The organism is Rhodococcus sp. ACPA4 (assembly GCF_002300185.1).
Lineage (GTDB): Bacteria > Actinomycetota > Actinomycetes > Mycobacteriales > Mycobacteriaceae > Rhodococcus_F > Rhodococcus_F globerula.
The window spans coordinates 5011258-5037729 of sequence record NZ_NSDY01000001.1 but is presented as its reverse complement, the minus strand read 5'-3'; the positions used below and the strand labels follow the sequence as shown (position 1 = coordinate 5037729).

Annotated in this window: 25 protein-coding genes and 1 tRNA gene; 12 read left to right on the top strand and 14 right to left on the bottom strand. The window is 61.0% G+C overall.

Annotated features, from left to right (window positions below; all coding sequences use genetic code 11):
* Window positions 1–2 precede the first annotated feature (2 nt).
* Window positions 3–779 carry an endonuclease III gene (gene nth / locus CJ178_RS23080; protein WP_095887757.1) on the bottom strand — a complete coding sequence of 259 codons (777 nt, stop codon included), beginning with the start codon at window positions 777–779 and terminating at the stop codon, window positions 3–5.
* 80 nt (window positions 780–859) lie between these two features.
* On the opposite strand from nth, the gene CJ178_RS23075 reads away from it, so the two are divergent.
* The 4 genes from CJ178_RS23075 to CJ178_RS23060 all read left to right on the top strand — a co-directional run bounded on the left by CJ178_RS23075 (window position 860) and on the right by CJ178_RS23060 (window position 4482).
* Window positions 860–1123, top strand: coding sequence for a hypothetical protein (locus tag CJ178_RS23075; RefSeq protein WP_033235936.1), 264 nt, complete (start codon window positions 860–862; stop codon window positions 1121–1123).
* A 280-nt stretch (window positions 1124–1403) separates the two neighbouring features.
* Complete coding sequence (locus CJ178_RS23070) at window positions 1404–2078, top strand: Crp/Fnr family transcriptional regulator (protein WP_003943506.1); 675 nt, start codon at window positions 1404–1406, stop codon at window positions 2076–2078.
* 162 nt (window positions 2079–2240) lie between these two features.
* Window positions 2241–3518 carry a carboxylesterase family protein gene (locus tag CJ178_RS23065; protein WP_095887756.1) on the top strand — a complete coding sequence of 426 codons (1278 nt, stop codon included), beginning with the start codon at window positions 2241–2243 and terminating at the stop codon, window positions 3516–3518.
* 37 nt (window positions 3519–3555) lie between these two features.
* Entirely contained in the window at window positions 3556–4482 is a 927-nt protein-coding gene (locus tag CJ178_RS23060; protein WP_033235933.1) for a LysR substrate-binding domain-containing protein, read from the top strand.
* Window positions 4483–4536: 54 nt separating this feature from the next.
* Here CJ178_RS23060 and CJ178_RS23055 read toward each other — a convergent pair whose 3' ends face one another.
* The 9 genes from CJ178_RS23055 to CJ178_RS32870 all read right to left on the bottom strand — a co-directional run bounded on the left by CJ178_RS23055 (window position 4537) and on the right by CJ178_RS32870 (window position 11823).
* The gene (locus CJ178_RS23055) at window positions 4537–5883 is read right to left on the bottom strand and encodes an MFS transporter (RefSeq protein ID WP_033235932.1); all 1347 of its coding nucleotides are present in this window, start codon (window positions 5881–5883) and stop codon (window positions 4537–4539) included.
* 158 nt (window positions 5884–6041) lie between these two features.
* The gene (locus tag CJ178_RS23050) at window positions 6042–7037 is read right to left on the bottom strand and encodes an amidohydrolase family protein (protein ID WP_095887755.1); all 996 of its coding nucleotides are present in this window, start codon (window positions 7035–7037) and stop codon (window positions 6042–6044) included.
* Between the two features lie 3 nt (window positions 7038–7040).
* On the bottom strand, window positions 7041–7562 hold the full coding sequence (locus CJ178_RS23045) for a 3-hydroxyanthranilate 3,4-dioxygenase (RefSeq protein WP_095887754.1): 522 nt from the start codon (window positions 7560–7562) through the stop codon (window positions 7041–7043).
* Entirely contained in the window at window positions 7559–8011 is a 453-nt protein-coding gene (locus CJ178_RS23040) for a RidA family protein (RefSeq protein WP_095887753.1), read from the bottom strand. The genes CJ178_RS23045 and CJ178_RS23040 overlap by 4 nt, the downstream gene beginning before the upstream one ends.
* Window positions 8008–8781: a 2-keto-4-pentenoate hydratase gene (locus tag CJ178_RS23035; RefSeq protein WP_095888110.1), complete on the bottom strand. Its 774-nt coding sequence runs from the start codon at window positions 8779–8781 to the stop codon at window positions 8008–8010. The genes CJ178_RS23040 and CJ178_RS23035 overlap by 4 nt, the downstream gene beginning before the upstream one ends.
* Before the next feature lie 43 nt (window positions 8782–8824).
* Complete coding sequence (locus CJ178_RS23030) at window positions 8825–10300, bottom strand: 2-hydroxymuconic semialdehyde dehydrogenase (RefSeq protein ID WP_095887752.1); 1476 nt, start codon at window positions 10298–10300, stop codon at window positions 8825–8827.
* Between the two features lie 97 nt (window positions 10301–10397).
* A complete protein-coding gene (locus tag CJ178_RS23025) occupies window positions 10398–11183 on the bottom strand; it encodes an MBL fold metallo-hydrolase (RefSeq protein WP_095887751.1) in 786 nt (261 codons plus the stop codon).
* Window positions 11183–11653, bottom strand: coding sequence for a RidA family protein (locus CJ178_RS23020; RefSeq protein ID WP_033235926.1), 471 nt, complete (start codon window positions 11651–11653; stop codon window positions 11183–11185). The genes CJ178_RS23025 and CJ178_RS23020 overlap by 1 nt, the downstream gene beginning before the upstream one ends.
* Complete coding sequence (locus CJ178_RS32870) at window positions 11650–11823, bottom strand: hypothetical protein (protein WP_092805866.1); 174 nt, start codon at window positions 11821–11823, stop codon at window positions 11650–11652. Before CJ178_RS32870 ends, CJ178_RS23020 begins: the two co-directional genes overlap by 4 nt.
* A gap of 53 nt (window positions 11824–11876) precedes the next feature.
* Here CJ178_RS32870 and CJ178_RS23010 point away from each other — a divergent pair, with 53 nt between their 5' ends.
* On the top strand, window positions 11877–12893 hold the full coding sequence (locus tag CJ178_RS23010; protein ID WP_095887750.1) for an ArsA-related P-loop ATPase: 1017 nt from the start codon (window positions 11877–11879) through the stop codon (window positions 12891–12893).
* Window positions 12894–12928: 35 nt separating this feature from the next.
* The gene (locus tag CJ178_RS23005; RefSeq protein WP_095888109.1) at window positions 12929–14083 is read left to right on the top strand and encodes an ArsA family ATPase; all 1155 of its coding nucleotides are present in this window, start codon (window positions 12929–12931) and stop codon (window positions 14081–14083) included.
* Between the two features lie 31 nt (window positions 14084–14114).
* Here CJ178_RS23005 and CJ178_RS23000 read toward each other — a convergent pair whose 3' ends face one another.
* Window positions 14115–14441 carry a WhiB family transcriptional regulator gene (locus CJ178_RS23000; protein WP_033235923.1) on the bottom strand — a complete coding sequence of 109 codons (327 nt, stop codon included), beginning with the start codon at window positions 14439–14441 and terminating at the stop codon, window positions 14115–14117.
* A 300-nt stretch (window positions 14442–14741) separates the two neighbouring features.
* Between CJ178_RS23000 and CJ178_RS22995 the strand changes: the two genes are divergently transcribed.
* On the top strand, window positions 14742–17084 hold the full coding sequence (locus CJ178_RS22995) for a penicillin-binding protein (protein WP_033235922.1): 2343 nt from the start codon (window positions 14742–14744) through the stop codon (window positions 17082–17084).
* Window positions 17085–17172: 88 nt separating this feature from the next.
* On the opposite strand, the gene CJ178_RS22990 is transcribed toward CJ178_RS22995, so the two are convergent.
* Complete coding sequence (locus tag CJ178_RS22990) at window positions 17173–17649, bottom strand: GatB/YqeY domain-containing protein (protein ID WP_033235921.1); 477 nt, start codon at window positions 17647–17649, stop codon at window positions 17173–17175.
* Window positions 17650–17706: 57 nt separating this feature from the next.
* Between CJ178_RS22990 and CJ178_RS22985 the strand changes: the two genes are divergently transcribed.
* Window positions 17707–18675, top strand: coding sequence for a metallophosphoesterase (locus CJ178_RS22985; protein ID WP_033235920.1), 969 nt, complete (start codon window positions 17707–17709; stop codon window positions 18673–18675).
* Window positions 18676–18729: 54 nt separating this feature from the next.
* Window positions 18730–18803: transfer RNA gene (locus CJ178_RS22980), tRNA-Pro, on the top strand.
* 229 nt (window positions 18804–19032) lie between these two features.
* On the opposite strand, the gene CJ178_RS22975 is transcribed toward CJ178_RS22980, so the two are convergent.
* Window positions 19033–19440, bottom strand: a complete 408-nt coding sequence (locus tag CJ178_RS22975; protein WP_095887749.1) for a RidA family protein — start codon at window positions 19438–19440, stop codon at window positions 19033–19035.
* Between the two features lie 15 nt (window positions 19441–19455).
* Complete coding sequence (locus CJ178_RS22970; protein WP_179300801.1) at window positions 19456–21066, bottom strand: phytoene desaturase family protein; 1611 nt, start codon at window positions 21064–21066, stop codon at window positions 19456–19458.
* A 762-nt stretch (window positions 21067–21828) separates the two neighbouring features.
* On the opposite strand from CJ178_RS22970, the gene CJ178_RS22960 reads away from it, so the two are divergent.
* The 3 genes from CJ178_RS22960 to CJ178_RS22950 are packed head-to-tail and all read left to right on the top strand — an operon-like array spanning window position 21829 to window position 26415.
* Window positions 21829–22602, top strand: a complete 774-nt coding sequence (locus tag CJ178_RS22960) for a cyclase family protein (RefSeq protein ID WP_095887746.1) — start codon at window positions 21829–21831, stop codon at window positions 22600–22602.
* Window positions 22603–22612: 10 nt separating this feature from the next.
* Window positions 22613–24775, top strand: a complete 2163-nt coding sequence (locus CJ178_RS22955) for a thiamine pyrophosphate-dependent enzyme (RefSeq protein WP_095887745.1) — start codon at window positions 22613–22615, stop codon at window positions 24773–24775.
* Complete coding sequence (locus CJ178_RS22950; protein WP_095887744.1) at window positions 24775–26415, top strand: indolepyruvate oxidoreductase subunit beta family protein; 1641 nt, start codon at window positions 24775–24777, stop codon at window positions 26413–26415. The genes CJ178_RS22955 and CJ178_RS22950 overlap by 1 nt, the downstream gene beginning before the upstream one ends.
* Window positions 26416–26472: the final 57 nt, after the last annotated feature.

Genomic DNA, 26472 nt, shown 5'->3' with positions numbered 1-26472 from the left:
GGTCACAACCCGGCCAGAGCGAGCAGATGCTCCGTCTCCGGGCCCTTCACCAGCGCAGCAGCTTCAATTTTGTCGGTAGGACCAAGGCCGTAGGACGGGCAGTCCTTGGCCAGAACGCACACTCCGCACGCCGGCTTACGCGCGTGACAGACGCGTCGTCCGTGGAAGATCACACGATGTGACAGCAGGGTCCATTCCTTACGTTCGATCAAAGCCCCGACAGCATGTTCGACCTTGACGGCATCTTCTTCCTCCGTCCACTTCCACCGACGCACCAAACGCCCGAAGTGGGTGTCGACGGTGATTCCCGGGACGTCGAACGCATTTCCCAGAACCACGTTGGCTGTCTTGCGACCGACTCCCGGCAACGTCACGAGGTCTGCAAGTTTGTTCGGCACTTCGCCGTCGTAACGCTCGAGCAGCGCCTGACCCAATCCGATCAGCGAGTTGGCCTTGTTCCGGTAGAAGCCCGTTGACCGGATGTACTCCTCGAGCTCGGTCCGGTCGGCTTCGGCGTAAGCCTTGGCGTCGGGATAACGGGCGAACAACGCCGGGGTGACCATATTGACGCGGACGTCGGTGCACTGTGCCGACAGAATGGTCGCCACCGTCAGCTCGAGGGGCGTCGTGAAGTCCAGTTCGCAGTACACATGTGGGAAGGCAACGGCTAGTTTCCGGTTCATCCGACGCGCGCGACGGACCAGCGCGAGATGGGATTCCTCGTCGCGAGCGCCGGCAGACCGGCGGGTCGCTGAGCGCTCGGTCGGGGTGGTCTGCACTCAGACAACTGTACGGATACTCCCCGACATGACATTTGGTCGTGTCGATTCCGAGATGTTGGCCGTGTTTACTCTCCTCTATGCAAGGACTCGCCGTGATTCTCTTCCCAGTGCTGTTGATGCTTTTCGCGCTGGCCATGGAACGGGTCGAACGGAGACTGCGTCGACTCTCGGTCAGGGAGAACGAGGTGGCGGAGTTCCTCGACCAGGCTGGTCCCGACGACGTCGCGTCGCTGGCGACCGATGGGTTCCCGCATGCGTTTGCCCGCTTCCACCTGCGCCGGAAGGGTCGACCGGCCATCGCTCCGCGGCAATCGGGCGCAGAAGAACTGCCCACTCGCTAAGGCGATCGAAGAGGCATACAAGGTAGTCAATTTTATTCGCCATCAGGATAATTTCGACGCTTTCGTGGCATCAATCACTCGTGCCGAGCGCGTGGGACGTAGACTTCGATGCCGTACCTGTTGTATTCAACACGGACTGTGTCTGACGCAGCGTCTCGCTCGCACGAGTGAAGGCCTGCGTCTGGGCGGTTCGTGCGTACAAACCAAGCACAACCGGGTACAAAGTTAGATAGCGCAAAAAATGACACCACAAACGAACAAATCCCAACAAGGAGCGCACGTGGACGACGTCCTGGCAAGAGCCGGCATCTTCCAAGGAGTCGAGCCCTCAGCGGTAGCGGCGCTGACCAAGCAGCTGCAACCCGTCGACTTCCCCCGTGGACATGTCATCTTCAACGAGGGTGAACCCGGTGACCGCCTGTACATCATCGTGTCCGGCAAGGTGAAGATCGGTCGACGCTCACCTGACGGTCGCGAGAACCTGCTGACGATCATGGGTCCGTCCGACATGTTCGGCGAACTGTCCATCTTCGACCCGGGTCCCCGCACCTCGACGGCCACCACCGTCACCGAGGTTCGTGCCGTGAGCATGGACCGCGACGCTCTCAAGGCTTGGATCCAGCAGCGCCCCGAAATCGCCGAGCAGCTGCTCCGCGTTCTCGCACGTCGCCTGCGTCGTACCAACAACACGCTCGCCGACCTGATCTTCACGGACGTTCCCGGCCGTGTCGCCAAGGCACTGCTGCAGCTCGCACAGCGCTTCGGCACCCAGGAAGGTGGCGCGCTGCGCGTCACTCACGACCTCACCCAGGAAGAGATCGCCCAGCTGGTCGGCGCTTCCCGTGAGACCGTCAACAAGGCTCTGGCCGACTTCGCTCATCGCGGATGGCTGCGCCTCGAAGGCAAGAGCGTCCTGATTTCGGATTCCGAGCGTCTCGCGCGTCGCGCACGCTAGTTCTACCGTCTCGACTCTTTCGGCCGCTCCCACATCGGTGGGGGCGGCCGAAGTCGTTTCCGACGCTCGGCGCGACGGGTATAGCGCGCAACCACATAGGCATTTGTGTCACGTGCGAGCGCTGGCATGCTCGTTGGAACAGCCACGACTCCAAGGGGATGCATGTCCGAGATAATCGCTTCCGCTGCTGCGGGGAAGTTCCGCGGCATCCGACGCGACGGTTCGTTGTATTTCGGCGCGATCCGCTACGCAACCGCGGCCAGATTCCAACGGCCCGAACCTGCCGCGTCTCATACCGGCATTCTCGACGCCACCATGCCAGGCACCGTGTTTCCTCAACCACCGTCGCGACTCGAGCGTGTCATGGGGGCGCCGCACCCCGAGCCTGAGCAGAGTGAGGACAGTTTCACCGTCACAGTCACGACGCCCTCGTTGTCCGGTAGCCGGCCCGTCATGGTGTGGCTGCACGGCGGTGGATACTCCAGCGGCGGAGGTTCACTGGCGTGGTACGACGGCGGCGCGTTGTCGGCCGAAGGCGATGTCGTGGTCGTATCGGTCAACTATCGCATAGGCGTACTCGGCTATCTCCTCCTCGAGGGCGTCAGCGAGGGCAACCTCGGCGTCCACGATCAGATCGCGGCCCTCGAGTGGGTACGCGAGAACATCGCGGGATTCGGTGGTGATCCCAATTCGATCACCGTGTTCGGCCAGTCCGCCGGCGCTCATTCCATCGTGAACCTGTTGAACAGTAATAACTCTCGGCCTTTGTTCCACCGGGCAATTCTGCAAAGCACCCCGCGGCTGGACCTCAACTTAACCAGGACCGCTGCGATCGAGAACGGCGAGACCTTTGCCCGACTGCTCGACGGCGATCCGAATACCGCTCCCCTCCCCCTAATCCTGGACGCCTTCCGCGCCACAGCCGTCGAGTTCGGCAGACGGTCTGAAAATGTTGTTCAGCCACCCTTTGCCCCGATATCCGACGTTGCACCACTTACCCGAAGCGCCGACAGTGGCGTGACAGAGGTTGTCATCGGATATACCCACGACGAGGGATCTGCCTTCGTTCGCGGGCTCCCCGGCGGCTCCATGGCCGACGAAACCACGTTGACGCAGAACATGTTTGCCGAGACGGTCGCAGAACTGGCCGATACCTTCACTCAGGCGGGTACCTCGGTCTACACCTACCGATTCGACTGGACACCTCCCGAGAACATCTTCGGTGCTACGCATTGCATCGAACTTCCGTTCATCCTCGGCACCGAAAAGTCTTGGCACGGTTCACCCATGCTGGGCATAGCCGACTGGACCACCGTCGACGAAATGGGTAGACGCATCCGCACGCTCTGGACTTCGTTTGCACATAACGGAAGTCCGGACAACGAGAACACCTGGAAGAAGTTCTCGCCCGACGAACCGATCGGAATCACCTTCACCTGAGCAACTTCGGGCGGCAATCCCCGCTAGGATTGCAGATATGGACATGCCCAAGCTCCTCGACGGGCGACTCAAACTTCGCCACCTGCTCCTGGTCGACGCCCTGAGCCGTCAGGGCAGCGTGGTCGGCGCCGCTGCCGCACTGCACATCACACAACCTGTGGCAACCCGCAGCCTCCACGACATCGAGTCCATCCTCGGCGTCTCCCTGTTCGATCGCGGCCCACGCGGCATCACCCCGACAATATTCGGCGAGGCCTTCACCACCCACGCTCGGGCGGTCATCGCTCAGCTCACCGAAGCGGGCCGACACGTCGTCGAATTGGCCGACGCACACCGCGGAACCGTCATCGTGGGAACACATCTCGCCGGTTCCAACGTCTTGCTGCCCGGCGCCATTGCGCGGCTGAAGGTTCAGCATCCGCTACTGACCGTGATCGTCCGCGAAGGCACTCCGGAGCAGTTACTCACCGACTTGGAGGCGGGTCGTATCGACCTCATCGTCGGCCGACTCACAGCACCGACAGACGACCGCGCCGTCAGACGCAATCTCTACGCCGAGTCAGTTGAACTTGTTACCCGCGTGGATCATCCACTGACCAACCGTGACGAGGTGCAGCTCGATGAACTCCGCGAGTTCCCCTGGATCCTGCCCGGTGTCGAAACGGTGCTCCGACGCGAACTCGAGGAGTTCTTCGCCAGGAACGGTCTCCCCTTACCCGAGAACCGGGTAGAGGCAACGTCTTTCCTCACGGTGCGACAGCTCTTGCTGGAAACCGACATGATCGCTGTCCTTCCGAGTCTGATTCATCGCGACGACACCCGCTTGACCACACTCCCGATCACCCTGGATCCCATCGGTCACAGCGTCGGTCTCACGTCGTCGGCGACGAGGACGTCCAGTCCGTCGGCACAGGCACTTATCGCGTCGTTGCGCAGTTTCGCGGAAGAACTCATGAACCAGTAAACGTTCGAAAGCCCGCTCCCGGAGCGGGAGCGGGCTTTCGAATATCGTTACACGTCAGGCGTTTTCTGCCACCCGCTGCTCTTCGTGCTGCAATCCCCGCGATGAGTCGGGCACCACCTTGAACAGCGCTATCGCGCCAACCAGACTGATCGAGCAGATCGACGCCAGGTACCACGTCACGCCCACAGATGATCCCGTGGCGTCCAGCAGAGCCGTCGCAATCATCGGAGCCAATCCGCCGCCCAGAATTGCACCACTCTGCAGAATCAACGACGAACCCGAGTATCGAACCTTGGCCGGGAACGTGTCGGCAATGATGCTTCCCTGGACACAATGAGTCACCGGAATGATCAGTCCCATTCCCAGGAACGCCACAACTGCAACGACCTTGTTCTCGGTGTTCAGCAGCGGGAAGAACGCGATGCACCACAACAGGATTGCGGCGGATCCTCCGATGAACATGTGCCGTCGACCGTACTTGTCGGCCACCTTGGTCCAGATCGGGATGGAAAGGAACCACAGGACCGCTGCCGCGGTGACACTGAGCACCAGGAATTGTTTGTCGTAGCCCAGATGTTGAGTTCCGTACGACAGAGTGAACACCATGAAGGCATATGCCACGGCGGAGTTCGCCAAACACGCGGCCAGCGTCAGTGACAACCGGGGGAACCCGACCTTGAGCGACTCACGCAGCGGGAACCGGACTATCTCGCCCTTCTCCATGATCCCGGCAAACGAGGGCGATTCGGTAACCCGCAACCGGATCACCAGACCGATCGCCACCAGAACGAAGCTGAGCAGGAACGGTATGCGCCAACCCCACGATTGGAAGGCCGAGTCCGACATCAATGCACTGGTGGTCAGGAAGATGCCATTGGCCAGAACAAGTCCGGCTGGGGTGCCCATCTGCGGGAAACCCGCATACAGGTTCTTCTGCCCGGCTGGCGCGTGCTCCATCGACATCAGCGTGGCACCGGCGCCCTCACCGCCGAGGCCGATGCCCTGGACAACTCTCATCGCCACCAGAAGTACCGGCGCCCAGAAACCGATGGAATCGTAATTCGGAATGAGTCCGATCAGTGTGGACCCGACTCCCATCATCACCAGAGACACCACAAGCGTCGCCTTGCGACCGATCCGGTCACCGAAGTGCCCGAACACCAAGCCGCCGACGGGCCTGGCGATGAACCCGACCGCAAAGGTGCTGAAGGCTGCGAGGGTGCCGGCGGTCGGACTCAGACTCGGGAAGAACTGCTTGTTGAAGATCAGCGCTGCGGCTGTTCCGTAAAGAAAGAAGTCGTACCATTCGAGGGTTGTGCCGGCGAGGGTTGCCATGGCAACCCGGCTGCGGGCAGCTTTCTCCGGCAACGGCTTTCCGTCACTGGTTACGCTTGTGGTCATCGCGGATACCTATCGATTGGATGAGTGGCAGTACGGTACGGTGAAATCTGTTTTTGCCGAGCATGTTTCAAAGGTTGTCTGAATTATGCTCATTAGAGACATGACTCACAAATGCCGAAATCACCGTGCGGCATACCGGAAATGGTATAGCTGAAGGATCAGCCGATCCCCAAGAAGCGTTCCGCATTTCCCCGCGAGATCAGTTGGCGTGCAGTCTCGTCCAAGAACTCACTCTTGCGCACCACCTCACCTACCGGTCGCTCGCCGAGGGGATACGGGTAATCGCTTCCCACCATCACCCGGTCAACGCCCACGGTGTCCACCAGTAGTCGCAGTGCACGTTCGTCGAAGACGACAGAATCCACGTAGAACCGGCCCAGATAGTGCGACGGCGGGAATTCCGATGTACCGATGATGTCGTTGCGACCGTGCCAGGCGTTTTCCATCCGGCCGAGCCAGAATGCAAAAGATCCGCCGCCGTGGGCAAATCCGATCTTGAGTCGGTCGTCGATCTTGTCGAACACGCCGCCGAGAATCAGCGCGAGTATCGACAGATGCGTTTCTGCGGGCATTGCGGTGAGCCACTGCGCCATCCACCGATCCAGGCGCGGCGAGGACGCCATGTCCCACGGGTGCACGAAGACCGGAACATCCAGTGACGCGCAGTGCTGCAGGAATGTCACGACTCCTTCGCTGTCGAGATCGAGGTCGCCGACGTGATTGCCGATCTCGACGCCTCGGTGCCCGTTGGCGATGCATCGTTCGAGTTCGCGGCACGCAGCATCGGTGTCCTGCAACGGAACCTGACAGAACGGGATGAGACGATCTTTTGCCGGTTCGACGATCTCGAGCGCCAGGTCGTTGAAAATCCGAGAGATACGACTGGCCTGCTCGCCTGTTCGGCCGTAGTTGAAGAATGCCGGAGTCGGCGAGACGACCTGGGTATGGATACCGTCGGCATCCATGTCACGCAGGCGCACCTCGGCGTCCCAGGCGTCGGACTGGATCCGTCGGAACTCCTTGGTGCCCATCATGATCATGGCTTCGGTTTCCGACTCCACTTTCAGCCACGGCGCGTCCGGGCCGGCATCAGCCGTGAGATCAGGCCACCCGTTGGGTACGTAGTGGGTGTGAATGTCGATCATGTTGTTCATCGCTCAACCCTTGCCGGGATGGAGCGTGCCGCAGTTGTCACATGTGCGGGCGTCTTCACTCTCGTAGAAGGTGACGAAGACGGGCGGAAGGTCGGCCACGATGTCGCGTACCTGAAGTTCGACTTCGTAGATCTTGTGATTGCACTCCAGGCAGTACCACTGGAAGTGCTCCAATGTTCCTTCCTGTCTCACTCTTTCGATCACCAGGCCGATCGATCCTGCGGTGGGGCGCTGCGGTGAATGCGGCAGGTTTCCCGGCAGCAACCAGCTCTCGCCCTCGCGGATGTCGACCCGCACCGGTCCGTCTTCGGTCATGACGTTGACGTGGATATCGCCCTCGACCTGGTAGAACCACTCCTCGTACGGGTCGAGGTGGTAGTCGGTCCGTTGGTTGGGCCCACCGACAACCTGCACGATGAAGTCGTCTCCGAGTGCCATCGTCTGGTTGTTGACGGGTGGTTGCAGCAGGTGACGGTTGTCGTCGATCCATTTCTTGAAGTCGATGACGGGAGGAATGGTGGTCATGATGCGTTCTCCGTGTTCTCGATTGACAGCCGTCTGGAGGCGGGCACGTAGGCCACACCGGATATCTCGATAAGCAAGTGCGGATGCGGCAATTGATGAACTGCCACTGTGGTTCTCGTCGGTCCGTTTTCGTCGAATAGTTCGGCGTAGACCTCGTTGTATCCGCCGAAGTCGTTCATCGACACCAGGTATGACGTGACCTGAACCAGATCACGCAGTTCACCACCCACCTCGGCGAGGATCGCCGCGATGTTCTCGATGACTGCGCGTGTCTGCGCCCGAATGTCGAGCGCCGTGGTGCCCATCTCGTCGACTTCGACGCCCACAAACGTATTGTCGGGTCGACGTGAACTGGTACCGGAGACGTAGACGAAGTCACCTACCACCTTGACGTGCGGGAACTTTCCGCGCGGCTTTGCCATCTTCTCGATGACCTGCGCCCCACTCATCGCCGCACACCCTTCACCGAGACGGTACCCAGTCCGTCGATGCTGCACTGTGCGACTCCCTCGTCGAGTCGCACGGCAGCAGTCGCTGCGCCGGCCAGAATCACGTAGCCGGCCCGGAGCGGAATGTGCCGACGGCGGGCGATATCCACCAAGGCATGCAACGCGCGCACGGGATCTCCGAGGATTGCTGCCGTCGAACCGGTAACCGTTTCGCCGCCTACCTCCATGCGCACCACCAAGTTCGCGGCACTGCGCATCGACTGCCACGGGCCGATGACATATCCAGCGGCACTGGTGTTGTCGGCGACAACGTCGGTGTAGGTGAAGCGGAAGTCGCGGTAGCGCGAATCGATGATCTCCATCGCCGGAGCAACCGAGTCGACGCAGGATTCTATGTCCATGCTCGGGTCGTCGAGATCGACGTCCTTCGACAGCCGGTACGCAACTTCGGGTTCGATCTTGGGGTGGATGAACGTCGATAGTTCCAGGTCACCGCCGTCCGTCACCGCCATCGCGTCGGTCAACTGCCCGACGATCACTTCGGAGACACCCATCTGCACCATCTTCGCTTGGCTGGTGAAGCCGAGCTTGATGCCCACCACCGATTCGCCACGGGCAGTGCGTCGTTCGATGAGTTCGTTCTGAATCCGGTAGGCGTCGTCGATGTCGATAGTGTGATCGTCGGCGAGGCTCGGAGTGTCGGTACGGCTCTGCGCAGCGTCGTCGAGCCGACGCGCGAGCGCGGATACGGTGTCTTCTGGGGCTGTCATCACGCCTCGCTCATTTCTCTGGAACTTCCTGCGGTTTCGATGTTCACAGTTGCACACACACATTTGTCGGTTCGGTGTAGAAGTGCAGCGAGGACTCGCCACCCTCACGTCCGATACCGGACAGGCCCATGCCGCCGAAGGGAGACCGCAGTTCACGGGTGAACCACGTGTTGACCCAGGAGATTCCGACGTTCATCTTCTGGGCGACGCGGTGTCCGCGACGCAGGTCGTTGGTCCACACGGAGGCCGCCAAGCCGTACTCGGTGTCGTTTGCCAAGGCGATCGCTTCTGCCTCGGTATCGAACGGGATGAGTGCTGCGACGGGTCCGAAGATCTCCTCGCGCACTACGCGATTCTTGTTGGTCAAGCCAGTCCACAGGGTGGGTTCGATCCACGATCCACCGGACAGATCCTGTCCGAGATCCGGAATTCCGCCACCGGTAAGCACTTTCGCGCCCTCCTGCTCGGCGATCTCGAAGTAGTCGACAACCTTCTTCCGGTGTGCCTGCGAGATGAGCGGGCCTGTCGTCGTCGCAGTGAGCGTCGGGTCACCCAGACGCAATCCTGCTGCCCGCTCGACAAGTCCACCGGCGATGTCGTCGAAAATGCTGCGGTGCACGTACACCCGTTCGGTGCACAGGCAGACCTGGCCTGTGTTGGTGAACACCGATTTGGTCAGACCCGTCAGCGCTTCGTCGATGTCGACGTCGTCGAACACGATCGCGGCGTTCTTTCCGCCGAGCTCGAACGAGACCGGACGCACCCGTGGTGCAACGGTTTTCATGACGTGCGAGCCGGTTGCCGAAGATCCGGTGAAGGTGACACCGTCAATACCGGGGTGGGTGGTGAGGAACTCGCCCGCAGAATTCGCACCGAATCCGTGCACGACGTTGTAGACGCCGGCAGGCAGGCCGACTTCTTCGAGCACCTCGGCCAGCAACGACGCCGTCGCCGGCGTCTCTTCGGAAGGCTTGACCACCACGGAGTTTCCGCACGCCAGCGCGGGCGCCACCTTCCAGGTCAGGAGAAGCAGTGGCAGGTTCCACGGCACGATGACGGCGACCACACCGAGCGGCTTGCGGATCGCGTAGTTCAGCGCCTGCTTTCCGCCGGCCAGATCCGTGACAAACGATTCCTGCCCCGCTGCGGCGACGATGTCGGCAAACGTACGGAAGTTCGTGAGGGCGCGAGCAACGTCGAGTTCGCGCGCCTGCGTGATCGGCTTGCCCGTATCCGCCATTTCCGCGGCGACAAATTCCTCGAATCGCTCCTCGATCCGGTCGGCGGCGCGTCGCAGCAGCGCCGTCCGCTCTCGGACCGGCGTATCGGCCCAACCGTTGTCCAGAGCACGTCTGGCAGAGGTCACAGCCCGATCGACCAGGGCCTTGTCGGCCTCATGGACCTTGGCAAGAACACGGCCGGTTGCGGGGTCTACCTGGTCGAAGCTCGACGACGCGTCGGGTTCGACATAGGAGCCATCCACGTAGTTGCGGATCCATCCGTCGCATTGTGAGGTCATGGACTAACTATTGGCCCCGAACCCATATCAAACAAATGCAAAAACTGCCGCCAGCTATACCTCAATTGGCATAACAGGCGGCAGTCCACTGCACGGTTCAACGACGCAGATATGCCAACTGCACGTTGACCGATTTTTCTGCCACCGGCCAGAGTTTCGGATCGACATCCGAATAGACGTGCTCGACCACGTCGCGTACCGACGCGGAATCGCCGAGCGAGACCAATGCCGCTCGCACCTGATCGAGCCGTTCTTCGCGATGCGCGAGGTAGTGCTTCGAAATCTCCTGCAGGTCAGGCAATTCCGGGCCATGCCCAGGCAGAACGGTTCGCCCGTCACCGAGTTCGATGAGCGCACGCAGCGATGCGAGGTAGTCCCCCAGATCACCGTCCGAATCATCGAGAACCGTTGTGCCACGGCCGAGTATCGTGTCACCCGTCAGCACACTGCCCTCGTTCTCGATGACGATCGAGACGGAGTCCGCGGTATGACCAGGAGTTGCCACGATACGCAGGCGCAGCCCGGCAACCTCGATGAGTTCACCGTCGACAAGCGTCGTACCGCTGCCGCGCAGAAACTCGGGAGAAACGGAACGCACTGGCGCCGAAGTCAATTCGTGAAAACGGCTCACTCCGCCCGTGTGATCGAAGTGCCGATGCGTGATCAGGACCAACGCCACCGCGCCGACTCCGGCCACTCGCTGCAGATGTTCTTCGTCGTTGTCACCGGGATCGACGACTACATACTGGTCACTGCCCGGCGCTCGCAGAATCCAGGTGTTGGTACCGTCGAGCGTCATCATGCCCGGGTTGTTCTCGAGCATGACCGACGCGATGTCGGTGACGCGGCGAAGCTGCGCGTATGCGGGATGAACCGTTGTCATCAGCGAACTTCTACGATCAGTTCCACCTCGACAGCGGAGCCGAGGGGAAGTTCTGCAACACCGACAGCGGAGCGAGCGTGAATGCCTGCGTCGCCGAAGACCTCGACGAGGAATTCGGACGCGCCGTTGATCACGCCGGGCTGACCGGTGAAGCCTTGCGCGGAGGCGACAAATCCGACGACCTTGACCACACGAACCAGGTTGTCGATGCCAACCAGAGCGTTGATCGCGGCAAGAGCGTTGAGCGCGCAGACACGCGCGGCAGCCTTTGCGTCAGCATCCGACGCGTCCGCGCCTAGCTTGCCCGTCAGCGACAGCTTTCCGTCGACAAAAGGCAACTGGCCCGAGGTGTAGACGTGATCGCCACTACGAACCGCAGGGACATAGGCAGCGACCGGCGCCGCAACCGCGGGCAGTTCGATGCCGAGTTCCGCGAGACGCGCTGACCAGGTCTGTGTTGTTTCGGTCACGCGCCTGCAACCTTCGGACGCTTGAGGTATGCGACGTGCTGTTCGCCCGACGCGCTCGGAAGAACCGTCACCAGCTCCCAACCGTCGACGCCCCAATTATCGAGGATGGCCTTCGGGTTGTGGACCAGCAACGGAGTAACGGTGTATTCCCAGGAAGTCAATTCACTCATGCGGTGAGCCTATCCCGCGCACATCTTCGGCCCCAGACTTATAGGCTCGCGGTGTGGTTGCATCCCAAGATGAGCTGAGCAAGAGCTGGCCGGAGTCCGCATCGAAGGCCCGCCTGCATTTTGTGTCGGGAAAAGGCGGGACCGGTAAGTCGACGGTAGCCGCCGCCTTGGCGCTCGCGTTAGCCGAAGGCGGCCGACGCGTTCTGCTGGTGGAAGTGGAGGGCCGCCAGGGAATTGCGCAGCTCTTCGACGTGCCACCGCTGCCCCCGCAGGAGACGAAAGTCGCAGCTGCCGAAGGTGGCGGTGAGGTGATGGCGTTGGCCGTCGATATCGAGACGGCTTTCCTCGAGTACTTGGAGATGTTCTACAACCTGGGCTTCGCCGGCCGCGCGATGCGCAAGTTCGGCGCCATCGAGTTCGCCACGACCATTGCACCTGGCCTGCGTGACGTACTGCTCACCGGCAAGATCAAGGAGTGCGTCATCCGCACCGATCGGACCGGGAAGCGGGTGTACGACGCCGTTGTCGTCGACGCCCCGCCGACGGGCCGGATCGGCAGTTTCCTCGACGTCACGAAGGCTATGGCCGATCTCGCCAAAGGTGGGCCGGTGCATTCGCAGAGTGAGGGCGTCGTGCGACTGCTGCACTCGCCGGAAACAGTGGTGCATCTGGTGGCGCTACTCGAGGCACTGCCCGTGCAGGAAACCGCGGATGCCGCCTTGGAATTGGCGCGCGACGAGCTCAATCTCGGCGCGATCATCGTCAACCGCACCAGCCCGAAGTTCCTGCCGGAGGGCACTCTGGCGGGTGCTGCGGCCGGAAAGATCGATGCCGCGTCCATTCGGTCCACGCTCACGGATGTCGGCCTCGAACTGTCGGACGACGACTTCGCCGGATTGCTGACGGAAACCATCGAGCACGCGTCTGTTCTCGAAGCGCAGGAATCCAGTGCGGAGAAACTGCAGGAGATCGACGGCGCCCGACTGCACTTGCCTACTCTGGCCGACGGCGTCGATCTGGGTGGCCTCTACGAACTGGCCGAATACCTCATGGAACAGGGTGTCCGATGACCGAAACCACCGAAAACGCGGTCCCTGACAATGTCATGGTCGGCAGTTCCAGAACCGGACGCCGCAGTGCTCCGGTGCTCGACATCTCGGCGATCATCAACGATCCGACCGCACGAATTGTGGTGTGTTGCGGCGCGGGCGGCGTCGGCAAGACCACCACGGCGGCATCGCTGGCGTTGCGCGCGGCCGAGCAGGGCCGACGCGTCGTCGTTCTCACGATCGATCCGGCGAGACGGCTGGCTCAGGCTCTGGGCGTCGCGGAACTCGACAACACACCGCAACCAGTGAAACTCGGTCCGGAAGCAACGGGCGAGTTGCACGCGATGATGCTCAACATGCGTCGCACGTTCGACGAGATGGTACTCGAGCACTCCAGCCCCGAGAAGGCTCAGCAGATCCTCGCGAACCCCTTCTATCAAACCGTTGCCACATCGTTCTCCGGCACTCAGGAATACATGGCGATGGAGAAGCTGGGACAGCTCGCGTCGAACGACAAGTGGGACCTGGTGATCGTGGATACGCCGCCGTCCCGGAACGCACTCGATTTCCTGGACGCTCCGCAGCGACTGGGAACCTTCCTCGACGGCCGGATGATCCGGTTGCTCTCAGCTCCGGGGCGGGGTTTGACCAAGCTTGTTGCCGGCGCCATGGGATTGGCACTCAAGGGTGTGTCGACGATCGTCGGAAGCGCGATGCTCGCTGACGCGTCGGCGTTTGTTCAGTCGCTCGATTCGATGTTCGGCGGCTTCCGTGAGCGCGCAACCAAGACGTACGAACTCCTGCGTCAGCCAGGCACCCATTTTCTGGTGATCGCTGCTGCGGAACCTGACGCGTTGCGGGAAGCGGCGTTTTTCGTGGACCGCCTGGCCGGAGATTCGATGCCGCTAGCCGGGTTGGTGTTGAACCGAACACATCCGACTCTGACCGCACTGCCGGCTGATCACGCGGCAACGGCCGCGGACAAACTCGCAGCCAAGGAGAATCCGACCGACGCAGAGGCACTGACGGAGGCGGTGCTTCGCATTCATGCTCACCGCGCAGCAATCGCCAAACGTGAGGTGGCGCTGCTGAGCCGGTTTACCGCAGCTCATCCGAGGGTGCCGCTGATCGGCGTTCCGTCACTGCCGTTCGAGGTGTCAGACCTCGAGGCACTGCGCGCCGTGGGCGATCAGCTCACTCGGAAGGGCTAGATCAGGAAAGGCTAGACCAGAAAAAGCTAGGTCAGACAGCAGTTGACTGCTGGTGGCGTCGATCCTCGAAGAATTCGGACCACGAGTCGACGTCGGGGTGCTGCTTGAGGAGAGCGCGTCGCTGGCGTTCGGTCATCCCGCCCCACACTCCGAATTCGACGCGGTTGTCGAGAGCGTCGGCGCCGCACTGCATCAGGACCGGGCAGTGTCGGCAGATTGTTGCTGCCTTACGTTGCGCGGCACCTCGAACGAAAAGCTGATCCGGATCTACTTCGCGGCACCGCGCCTGTGTTACCCAGGCGATGCGAGCCTCTGCTTGTTCGACATCCAAACGGCTACTCGGGGTGGCTGTGTACATTCTCTGGTCCCCTCTACAAAGTATGTCCGTCGCCTCGAGGGCGAGCAGCACAACATCTCTGCTTCCGTCGCGGGATATCACGACGAAAGCTGAGACACATTCGTGATCGAGTGTTATGTCAATCACACCGTTCACACAATTTAGGTAAAGAAACGCCCAGACGCAAGACGGGCGTCCACCTTTTTTGGTACGGCAGTACAAACCGGGTGTTCAGGACGTTTTATTCGGCACGAATTCTTCGCGTGCCACGTCCATGGGGTGCGCACACGTACTCTGTAGATCGTGTCGATTGCAAAAACAGTGGCGAAGCTCGCCGGAAGCTCTGCCTTGGCCGGTGTCCTCGTTGCCGGAGTGATGTTTCCGCTGGCAGGCGGACTCGGATTCGCATCCAATCGAGCCGCGGACACGGTCGACAACGTTTCAGCGGAGTTGGTCGACGGCACGGTCCCCGCGGTATCGACGATGGTCGATTCGGCGGGCAATCCCATCGCCTGGCTGTACGAGCAGCGCCGGTTCGAAGTCCCGAGCGACCAGATCTCGAACAACATGAAGTTGGCGATCGTCTCCATCGAGGACCGTCGATTCCCCGATCACAAGGGAGTGGACTGGCAGGGAACGCTGCGCGCCTTCCTGACCAACACCACCTCCGGTGAGGTCCAGCAAGGTGCGTCGACGCTCGATCAGCAGTACGTGAAGAACTACCAACTGTTGGTCGTCGCAAAAACCGATGCCGAGCGCCGCGCCGCGATCGAGACCACTCCGGCTCGCAAGATCCGCGAAATCCGGATGGCGCTCACCCTGGACAAGGAACTCACGAAGGACGAGATCCTCACCCGCTACCTGAACCTGGTGCCGTTCGGTAACGGTTCCTTCGGAATCCAGGATGCCGCTCAGACGTACTTCGGCATCGACGCCAAAGACTTGAGCGTTCCGCAGTCCGCGATGCTCGCCGGCATGGTTCAGTCGAGTTCGGCCTTGAACCCGTACACCAACGTCGAAGGTGTCACCGAGCGCCGCAACACCGTGCTCGACACCATGATCACCAACATTTCCGACCGGGCCAACGAGTTCCGGGCGGCCAAAGACGAACCGTTGGGTGTTCTACCCACCCCAAATACGCTCCCGCGCGGATGCATCGCGGCCGGTGACCGCGGATTCTTCTGCGACTACGCACTCAAATACCTCTCGGACGCCGGGATCAGTCGCGAGCAGATCAATGAGGGCGGCTACCTCATCAAAACCACGCTCGACCCGGCGGTGCAGGCATCCACCAAGGCTGGTCTCAATGCAAACGCCAAGGCGGACCTCGACGGCATCGCCAACGTCATGAGCGTGATTCGGCCCGGCCAGGACTCGCACAAGGTCGTGGCGATGGCCAGCAGCCGCACGTACGGTCTCGACGCCGACGCCAGCGAAACCGTCCTGGCTCAGCCGTATTCACTGTCCGGTGACGGTGCAGGCTCGGTGTTCAAGGTCTTCACGACCGCCGCCGCCATGGAGAAGGGCCTCGGCATCGACGCGATGCTCGAGGTTCCCCGCCGCTTCGACGCCAAGGGCTTCGGTAGTGGCGGCGCCGCGGGATGTCCGGTGTCCACGTACTGCGTCGAGAACGTCGGTAACTATCCGGCGACGATGTCGGTGACGGATGCTCTCGCGCAGTCGCCCAACACCGCGTTCGTGAAGCTCATCGCAGCAACCGGTGTGACGCCGACAGTCGATATGGCCGTGCGTCTCGGCCTGCGTTCGTATGCCGAGCCCAATACATCGGGCTTCGACGATCGCAGCATGGCCGACTTCCAGAAGGAACAGAATCTCGGCTCGTTCACGCTCGGCCCGACCTGGATCAATCCGCTCGAACTGTCGAACGTCGCGGCAACATTGGCGTCGCACGGCAAGTGGTGCCCGCCCAGTCCGATCGATTCCGTCGTCGACCGCAACGGCAAGCCGGTGACGGTCACGGAACAGGGCTGCGAGCAGGTAGTCGAGCCCGGATTGGCCGATACCCTCGCCAATGCGCTCAGCCGCGACGACGTGGGTGCAGGTACATCTGCGGGTGCCGCAGGCAGCGCTGGATGGTCTCTGCCGATGTCCGGTAAGACCGGTACCACGGAGACCCACAAGTCTTCGGCGTTCCTCGGCTTCACGAACAATCTGGCCGCGGCCGTCTACATCTTCGGCGACTCCCCGACTCCGGGTGAGATCTGCTCGACTCCGCTTCGCCCGTGCTACAGCGGAAACCTGTACGGCGGTACCGAACCGGCTCGGAGCTGGTTCGCCGCGATGATGCCCGTTGCCAACAATTTCGGTCCGACGGCGCTTCCGCCGATCGACCAGAAGTACGCACGTGGCTCGCAGAACGGACAGGTTCCCGAGGTTGTCGGATTGAGCCAGTCCGCTGCCACGTCCCGCCTGCAGGAGTCGGGATTCACCGTCAACGCGGTGACGTCCGCATCGGGCGCGCGTGCCGGAACTGTCACCGGCGCGTCTCCGTCGGGCTCGGCGATACCGGGTTCCACCATCACGATCTACATCAGTGACGGGTCGGTACGCGCACCGGCGGCACCGGCGGCACCGGACGGCTCACCTGCTCCGGCCTCACCGGCACCCGATTCCCCGGCACCCGGAGCGCCACAACCGCGCTAGCATCCACACGAAAGAACGGCCGCACCCTCACACGAGGTTGCGGCCGTTCTCTTTTGTCGGTGGAGCTGACAAGCGCTGTCGGTGACGCCTACAGGCGAGACTTCACGGCAGCGGAGATACGCGCGCCATCAGCCTTACCCTTGGCCAAAGCACTGGCGGCCTTGATGACCTGACCCATCTGACGCATACCCGGACGCTCGCCGAGCTCCTCGGCTACCTGCGCCATCGCAGTGTCGACGACGTCGACAAGTTCTGCGTCGGTCAACGGCGTCGGCAGGTACTCGTCGATGATCTGCGCTTCGGCGCGCTCTTTCGCGGCAAGTTCACCACGGCCGTTCTCGGTGTAGATTTCGGCGGATTCCCCGCGCTTCTTCGATTCCTTGGCAAGAACCTTGATGATTTCTTCGTCGGTGAGGACTCGCGCTTCCTTACCGGCAACCTCTTCGGTCTGAACTGCTGCGATGAGCATCCGGAGGGTGCCGGTGCGAAGCGGATCCTTGGCCTTCATGGATGCGACCATGTCGGAACGGAGTTTGTCTTTGAGCGTTGCTGTCGTGTCGGACATGGGGGAAACGCTACGCGCACGCCCCGCCTCCCGTCCCCTTAGTTATATCCTTGACTGGTGTCTGACCAGTTCCGCACCAACCTGACCCGCACCGCACTTGGTGCCGCGGGCGTCGCTGCACTCGGAATCGGGTACGCATCCGGCATCGAACGCAATGCTTTTACGTTGCGCGAGGTGACGATGCCCGTACTCGAGCCGGGGTCGTCGTCGTTGCGGGTTCTCCACCTCAGCGATCTGCATATGATGCCTAACCAGCGATTGAAGCAGAACTGGTTGCGTGAGCTCGAAAGCCTCGACCCGGATCTCGTGGTGAACACCGGCGACAACCTGTCGCACCAGCGCAGTGTCCCCGCAGTTGTCCAGGCACTGGGCGACCTGCTCGCACGCCCCGGTCTATTCGTGTTCGGCAGCAACGACTACTTCGCTCCGAAGCCGAAGAACCCGTTGAGCTACCTCTTCGACAAGAAGAAGCGCATCACGGGCGATCCGCTGCCGTGGGGAGACCTGCGGGCTGCATTTACCGAACGTGGTTGGCTCGACGTGACGCATGTACGACGCGAACTCGAGGTGTCTGGCATCAAGATCGCGACGGCCGGCGTCGACGATCCGCATCTCAAGCGCGATCGTTACGACACCATCGCGGGCCCGCCCAATCCCCTGGCTCAGCTCAAGCTCGGTTTGACGCACTCCCCCGAACCCCGGGTGTTGGATCGGTTCGCCGAGGACGGCTACGACCTTGTTCTCGCCGGCCATACACACGGCGGGCAGCTGTGCCTGCCGTTCTACGGCGCGCTTGTCACCAACTGCGAGTTGGACCGCTCCCGCGTGAAGGGCCCGTCCAAGTGGGGTGCTCACACACAGCTTCACGTGTCTGCCGGCATCGGAACCTCGCCGTGGGCTCCGGTACGTTTCTGCTGCCGCCCCGAGGCAACCCTGTTGACGTTGGTGCCGTCTACCGGCCGCGAACCGGAGCACTCCACCGAGCGCGGTTCCGCTCACTCAGCTGCGCCGGTTTTACGCAACTGACCTGCGGATTTAATGCCTGCCGACTTCGTGCTGTAAGCTAACCGAGGTTCGACACGGGGTGTGGCGCAGCTTGGTAGCGCGCTTCGTTCGGGACGAAGAGGTCGTGGGTTCAAATCCCGCCACCCCGACAGTGAAGAACAGCAATCGAGGCCCTTCCGCTCATGCGGGAGGGCCTCGATTGCGTCTTACCCATAGTTGTCGAGGTCATAGTTGCCGAGGCAACGAACCGCCCGAACTCCGGAATGCTTCGGCGAGCACGTGATGCTTGGAACACAAGCTGTGACACCCGGGCAGCGAGATACAACCCAGCCGACTTGACCGAGAATCTAGTTGACGGCTGGGTTGTATCTCAAAAGATCATCGGGACACAGGAAGATGAACGGTAACTTCGATCTCGACAAGCAAACCTTCGATCGCCAATCCTGTTACACCCAAAATGGTTTGGGCTGGATGACGCGTCGAACCCTGGATCTCTTCGATCGCTGCGGTGATGATCGCGAATTCTGTCGGACGCGAGGTGTAGACGGTGCGCCGGACGACATCGTCCCAGGAGGCGCCTATTGAGAGCAATGCTGTTTCGACATTCCTCATACTCGCTCGCGTCTGTTCCGCGAGGTCTCCCGGTCCGATGACACTGAAATCCGGCGCAAGCGCGGTTTGTCCAGCGATGTAGGCGATTTCACCGACCGGTGCGATTGCAATGTGACTGAACCCCGGTGCGGGATGCAGTTCGGGCGGGTTGATCAAACGAACCTGTGTCGACATTGTTTGGATTTCCAATCATCGTGAGCGTCGGAACGCTCGTTTTGAAGGGTGAGTGTCTCGCAGCAGCCTTTCTGCGGCGAGCGGGCCTGATACGCAATTGACGCCCGCACCGGGCCAGGTGCCTGCACCGGCAATGAACAGACCGTTGACGGGCGTCGCATAGCGGTTCAGACTCCAGGACGGGCGGAATCCGAATAGTTGCTGCTGGTGATGGCTCCCACTGACGGAATCGCCACCGACCAGATTCGGATTGACGCGTTCGAGATCGACCGGACTGAAGGCCACTTGCGCGAGTATTTGTTCCCGGAAACCTGGCGCATATCGCTCGATCTTGTCAATTATTCTCTCCGCAAAGATATCTCGCGCCTCATCCCAAGATATCTCACTCAGATCGCCTCCCGCGTCCCCGAGAATTTCACTGGGAACGGCACGCACCTCCAGCCATGCGGTGTGCTGATTGGGATTTGGGACGCGACTCGGGTCGATCACACTGGGCTGACCGACGACTACCAGGGGTTCGTCGGGAAGTATCCCGGCAACAGCCTGCTGGTACGTCCTTGCGAGATCATCGACGTATGGCGCCAGGTGGACGTAACACACGTCGGAAAGCTCCTGGTCCAGCCACGGAATCGGTCCTTTCAACGCGAGATGGATCATGAACGTGCCAGGCCCGAAACCATAGGTCCGAGCAGCCTCCGCCATCTTCGACGGCACGGATTGCTTGCTCAGCAACGAGTTGACCAAATTGGGGAGCGGCGTCGTGGTGAGAATCCCGCGTTGCGCTCGAATGACCTCCCCGTTCGACAACTGAACACCGGTTGCTTTGCGACCGTCCGTCAGGATCTGAACGACCTCGGCGCCAACGCGAACTTCGCCACCGCGCACTTCGATCATCCTTGCCATCGCGGCGGGAAGTTTGCCTGCACCCCCCTTGACAATGGACATGCCACTACGCATGTTTCCGTACAGCTCGAGCAACGGAAACAGCGCTCCCGAAGCAATATCCGGCGCGAAGTCCAAGTGCATACCCCACGCGGCCGCAAGTGATTTCGCTTCCGGCGTGGTGAAATATCGATCACCGAAGCTACGCGTCGAAGACAGAACCAACTGCAGGAGTTGGGTGGGTGGGGTTGTGGCCCTGACCTTCCACAATCCTCTCAATGCGGACGTGATCGATTTGGAAGGCAGCGGATTGGAGTAGACCGGAAAGTAAACCTGCGTGAAGTCGTCGTACAGCTGACCGAGTCGTTGCCAACCCTCGGCGTCCGCCGACGAATGGGCACGCCACATCTTCAGAGTGTCACCTTCGTCAGTGCTCACCTTTAGACTCGTTCCATCAGGGAAAGCGGACGCATACGGGTGCGCAGACACGACGAACTCGAGCCCGTTCTCCTGCAACTCGACACGGTGTTTCTCGTAAAAAGCTGACCCGACAAAAAGATTCATACTCATTGCGTACAAATCGTGAACGAAACCGGGCAATGTTGCCTCGGCGCTGACAACCGCGCCACCGACGTGGTCGGCTTTCTCCAGCACCAAGACGGTCAGTCCCTCACACGCGAGCGAGGTGGCCGCTGCAAGACCTTGCGGTCCCGACCCGATCACAATGACATCGACGTCTGACAATTGACCACTCCTGCTACTTATGTCGTGGATGAGCGGGATACCAGAAGCTCGCTCATTTTGTTGTTCGGCAGCTGTGAACGCCCCCTGCCCCAGAACACTCATTGTGCACTACCGATGCACAATGTGCATTAAAATTGCATGATCCGATTTTAGTTTCGGGCAATACGCACGAAACCGGCAATGCGGGGGCGAGGGCAGCACGAGAAGTGCCGTCGTGGGATGGTTGCTGCGCGAAAATAGTTGATGGAGAGAATCTTTGGTGAGCACACCACCTCGATCCACCTCCCGATATAGCTTACTCTTGACGATGATAATAGAAGCGATATACAGTGCCTGCAATAACTGGAGACGCTCGATTCCACGGATGTGCAGGAACTCGCGGATCTGCTGGAAATTCCGGTGAGTTCGGCGATCGGCCTCGGCGCGATCCTAAAGTTGTTTCCTTGCAACAAGTTAAGAATGTCGCGCTCAATTCGGCAGATGAACGGGGTTGATATTCCCGCAACGGGGAACTGGGATCGCAAAGTTCGGAGTGCACAAGGTCCGAAACAGAGCCGGCACGTCAAGCTTCACCTACCTCGACAACGATCCCGCAGATCGCACACGCCGCCTTGCTCGATCGCAATCTCGTCAGGTTGCCCTCGAACTGACACACCAGGAAGCGAGGATTCACCTTTTTGAGCCGGCCGCGGTGCTGGTTCCAGTCATCTCGCCGCTTGCAGAATTGCGTGCGGCGTCAGCCGAATTTTCTCGAGGAGTGACATGCCTTTAATCACGGACTTTCTGACCGCAATCGCCAACGAGCGCATCGAACTGATCGACCTGACCGCTCCGCTGACCGAGACGACCCCCGTGTTGGCCTTACCGGAGCCGTTCAAGAACACCCAGAGTTTTCGACTCGAATTGATCAGCCGCTACGACGAGAACGGTCCCGGGTGGTACTGGAACGACATCCACACCGGGGAGCACACCGGCACCCATGTCGACGCACCCAACCATTGGATCACAGGTAAAGACGGACTGGACATTTCGCAAGTTCCATTACGATCCTTGATCGCTCCGGCGGTCGTCCTCGACGTCACGGACCGGGTTGTCGACGACCCGGACTTCTTGCTCGATATCGCTGATGTCGAAGAATGGCAGCGCACGAATGGCCCCCTGCCAGAGGGTGGTTGGTTGTTGTATCGCACCGGATGGTCGAGCCGGTCCGAGAGCAGCGGCGAGTTCCTCAATGCGGATGAGTCCGGAATGCACTCGCCGGGATTCACCGCCGATTGTGCACGTTGGCTTGCCGAAGAGACCGACCTCGTAGGTGTGGGCGTGGAGACGGTAGGTACCGACGCAGGCCAGGCGACCGCACTGGATCCGGCGTTTCCTTGCCATCATCACCTACTCGGGGCGGGCAAGCTGGGCCTGACACAACTGCAGAACCTGAATCGGCTGCCCGCAAAAGGTTTTGCTCTAGCCGTGCTGCCGTTGCCCATCGTAGGCGGATCTGGAAGTCCAGCTCGCGTTGTCGCCCTAGTCGAGAAGTAAGGAAGCTGCCGTGGCTGAACGCTCTTTCGCCAGCGAAGTCCAACAACTGCGCAACGGCGCCGGCTCCACTTTGCACGTCGAAGGCATCCTCGCAGTGACCAAGGCGTTGCTTCAATCGGGGGTGGCCTATGTCGGCGGCTACCAGGGCGCACCGATCTCGCATCTGATGGATGTCCTCGGCGACGCTCACGAGATCCTCGATGAACTCGACGTCTATTTCGAGAACAGTGCTTCGGAAGCAACCGCGGCCGCGATGTTGGCAGCATCCGTCCACTATCCCCTCCGTGGTGCTGTGACATTCAAGTCCACGGTCGGTTTGAACGTTGCCTCGGACGCGCTGGCGAACCTCGCCAGCGGCGGAGTCCTCGGTGGCGCGCTGGTCATCCTCGGCGAGGATTACGGCGAAGGCTCGAGCATCATGCAGGAACGCTCGCACGCATTCGCCATGAAGTCGCAGATGTGGTTGCTCGATCCTCGGCCCAACGTCTCGGCGATTGTCGATGCCGTCGAGACCGGTTTCGAACTGTCCGAAGCAAGCAACACTCCCGTGATGCTCGATCTGCGCCTCCGCTCATGCCACCTGCACGGGGCATTCAAAGCAAAGGACAACAAGCGCCCTCCGATGACGGTTACCGACGCGCTCGAGAATCCACTGCGAGATGTCAACCGGGTCGTGTTGCCGCCTGCCAGCTTCCTGCATGAGAAGGAAAAGATAGCCGAACGATGGCCCGCTGCGATCAAGTTCATCAAGGATCGCGGACTCAACGAAGTCTTCGGAAACGACCTCGCAGACATCGGCATCATCGTGCAAGGGGGTCTGTACAACACGCTGAACCGGTCGATGGAGCTACTCGGCTGCTCCGACGCGTTCGGGCGCACTCAGGTACCGACATACGTCATGAATGTCACGTACCCGGTCGTCGATGACGAGATCATCGACTTCTGTCGGGGCAAACGTGCCGTTCTCCTGCTCGAGGAGGGCCAGCCGGATTACATCGAACAGAATCTGAGCGCAATCCTGCGCCGCGCAGACATTCCTACCGCGCTTCACGGAAAGGACATGCTCACGCTCGCAGGCGAATACACTTCCGCAGTCGTGACCACCGGTGTCAATGAGTTCCTTCAGAAATATCTGCCTGAGGTCGTCGAACACCAGCCATCCCTGCTGCGCGACTCCGATGATCCGACTAGCCCATCAGCTCCGCGAGTATCGCCCGACGTCATCCAGCCTCGACCGCCTGGCTTGTGCACGGGCTGCCCCGAGCGCCCTATCTTCAGTGGATTGAAGCTCGCAGAACAGGAAACCGGGAAGCATCACATCAGCGCCGATATCGGCTGCCATCTGTTCGCGGTCAACGCGCCGTTCGACCTCGGAGCAACCACAATGGGGTACGGCCTCGGTGCTGCGGGGGCCTCCGCATTGAACTCCAAACACACCGATCGGCGCAGCATTTCCATAATGGGTGACGGCGGATTCTGGCACAACGGGCTGACCAGCGGTGTCGGGAACGCAGTGTTCAACAAAACTGATCAGGTCCACCTCATCGTCGACAATGCCTACGCTGCTGCGACCGGTGGGCAGGACGTGCTGTCCTCGCAAGCCGAACTCCCTACTCGATCCACTCAGCACGCCATCGAGAAGGCTGTCCGCGGTATCGGCGTCAAGTGGGCGCGCACGATCAAGAACACATATGACGTCAGCAAAGTGCGCGACACGTTCATCGAGGCCCTCACCACGGAAGAAGCCGGACCCAAGGTGCTCGTCATGCAGAGCGAGTGCCAACTCAATGCGCAACGCCGCGTCAAGCGCGACCGAACCAAGGCACTTGCCGACGGTAAAAGAGTGGTACGGGAACGTTTCGGGGTCGACCCCGAAACCTGTACCGGCGACCATGCCTGCATCCGGATCTCCGGCTGCCCATCGCTCACCATCGCACCTAACCCGGACCCGATGCGTACAGATCCGATCGCCGAGGTTCTCGACAGCTGTGTCGGTTGCGGAGTGTGCGGGGCCAATGCGCACGCTGCGGTGTTGTGCCCGTCTTTTTACAGGACTGACGTCATCGACAACCCCACTCGGCAGGAACGACTTCTCGTGTCCGTCCGCGCGTGGTGGATCAAGATCGCATCTCGCGGCATCGAGCGCCGCGCAACAACATTCGAGGTCGCATAATGTCCAACTGGTACACCGGTCAACGAGCGCTCACCCTGGCCATCGTTGCGCTCGGCGGTGAAGGTGGTGGCGTGCTCGCCGACTGGATCGTCGCAGTCGCCGAGCAAGCCGGCCACTACGCACAGAGCACTTCCGTGGCCGGGGTTGCTCAGCGTACCGGGGCCACGGTCTACTACGTCGAGATCTACCCGCCCGGCGACGAGCCGGATCCGTCGTTGTCAGGAGAAGCACGACTAGAGCCCGTGCTGAGTCTGTTTCCGACCCCCGGCGAGGTCGATGTGCTCATAGCATCCGAACTGATGGAATGCGGGCGAGCCGTCCAACGTGGATTCGTCACCCCCGATCGGACGACACTGATCACCTCCACCAATCGCGTGTATTCCATCGACGAAAAGATGGCTTTGGGTGATGGGCGCGCGGACAGTTCCGAACTCGTGGCTGCAGCACAGCGAGCCTCGAAACGACTGATTGCAGCCGACTTCATGGCGATGGCGGAACAAAGCCGCAGCGTGATCAGTGCTGCGTTGTTCGGCGCACTCGCCGGATCCGGAACCCTCCCGTTCACCAGGGATCAGTTCGAGGCGCCGATTCATGCTTTCGGGAAGGGCGTCGAATCATCTCTCGCGGCATTCTCCGCGGGCTATGACGCTGCCACACAGAAAGTTCCAAGCGCCCGCAAGTCCAAAACGGTCCCAATTTCTATCGGACTGCGTCCGGTGTCGGTAGAGGAACGAAAGGAGAAGGAAGAAGCCCAGCGCAACACGATCGCTGCTGACGATCCCGCCGCTCTCGTTGGGCCCGCACTACGATCACTCGCTGAGCGCACCCGTGACCTACCACCCGCCGCTCGCTCGATGATCCTGCACGGCCTGGTCCGGACAGCGGTCTATCAGGACCAGGCGTACGCCGAGCACTACCTGTCGCGGGTCACACAGTTCGCAAAGATTGAACCCGACAAAACGGGGGCGGCTCGTCTGACCACTGAGGCAGCTCGGCATATCGCGTTGTGGATGTGTTATCAAGACACCATTCACGTCGCTATGCAGAAGACTCGGCAGTCGCGAATGGAACGTATCCGGGCGGAGGCGCGGGTCGAGCCGAAGCAGCTGGTTCAGGTTCGTGAATATCTCCATCCACAGGTGGACGAGATCACCGACACCATGCCGTCACGACTCGGTGCCCGCATGCATCGATCAAAGCCTTTTCAGCGTTTGGTGGGTGCGGTCACCCACAAGGGAATAGTCCTGAACACCAGTTCTGTGCACGGTTACACAATGCTGAGCACCCTGGCGCGGTTGCGACCGCTGCGCCCGCGTTCGTTGCGGTTTGTCCGCGAACAGGCAGCGATCGACATATGGATCGAGCAAGCCCTGGCTACGGCGGCTATCGACCCCGATTTGGCTCGCGAGATTGTCGAGTGTCAGCGGGTTCTGAAGGGCTACGGCGCAACCTATGAGCACGGGGGCGAGAGTTTCGCCGCATTGATGTCCGCTTCGAACGCGTTAGTCGGTTCGGCCAACGCGGCTCCTCTAGTGGCGGAACTACGGTCGGCCGCTCTCGCTGATGAAGACGGCGCCCGGTTGCGGGCCAAACTGGCAACCATGAACGTCGGCGTCGACACTCCCAGCGGAGCAGTGTGATCGAGACATTCCCTCTACCGAGAACAGCGCGATGGCGAATCCGGTGCGATAGGCGAT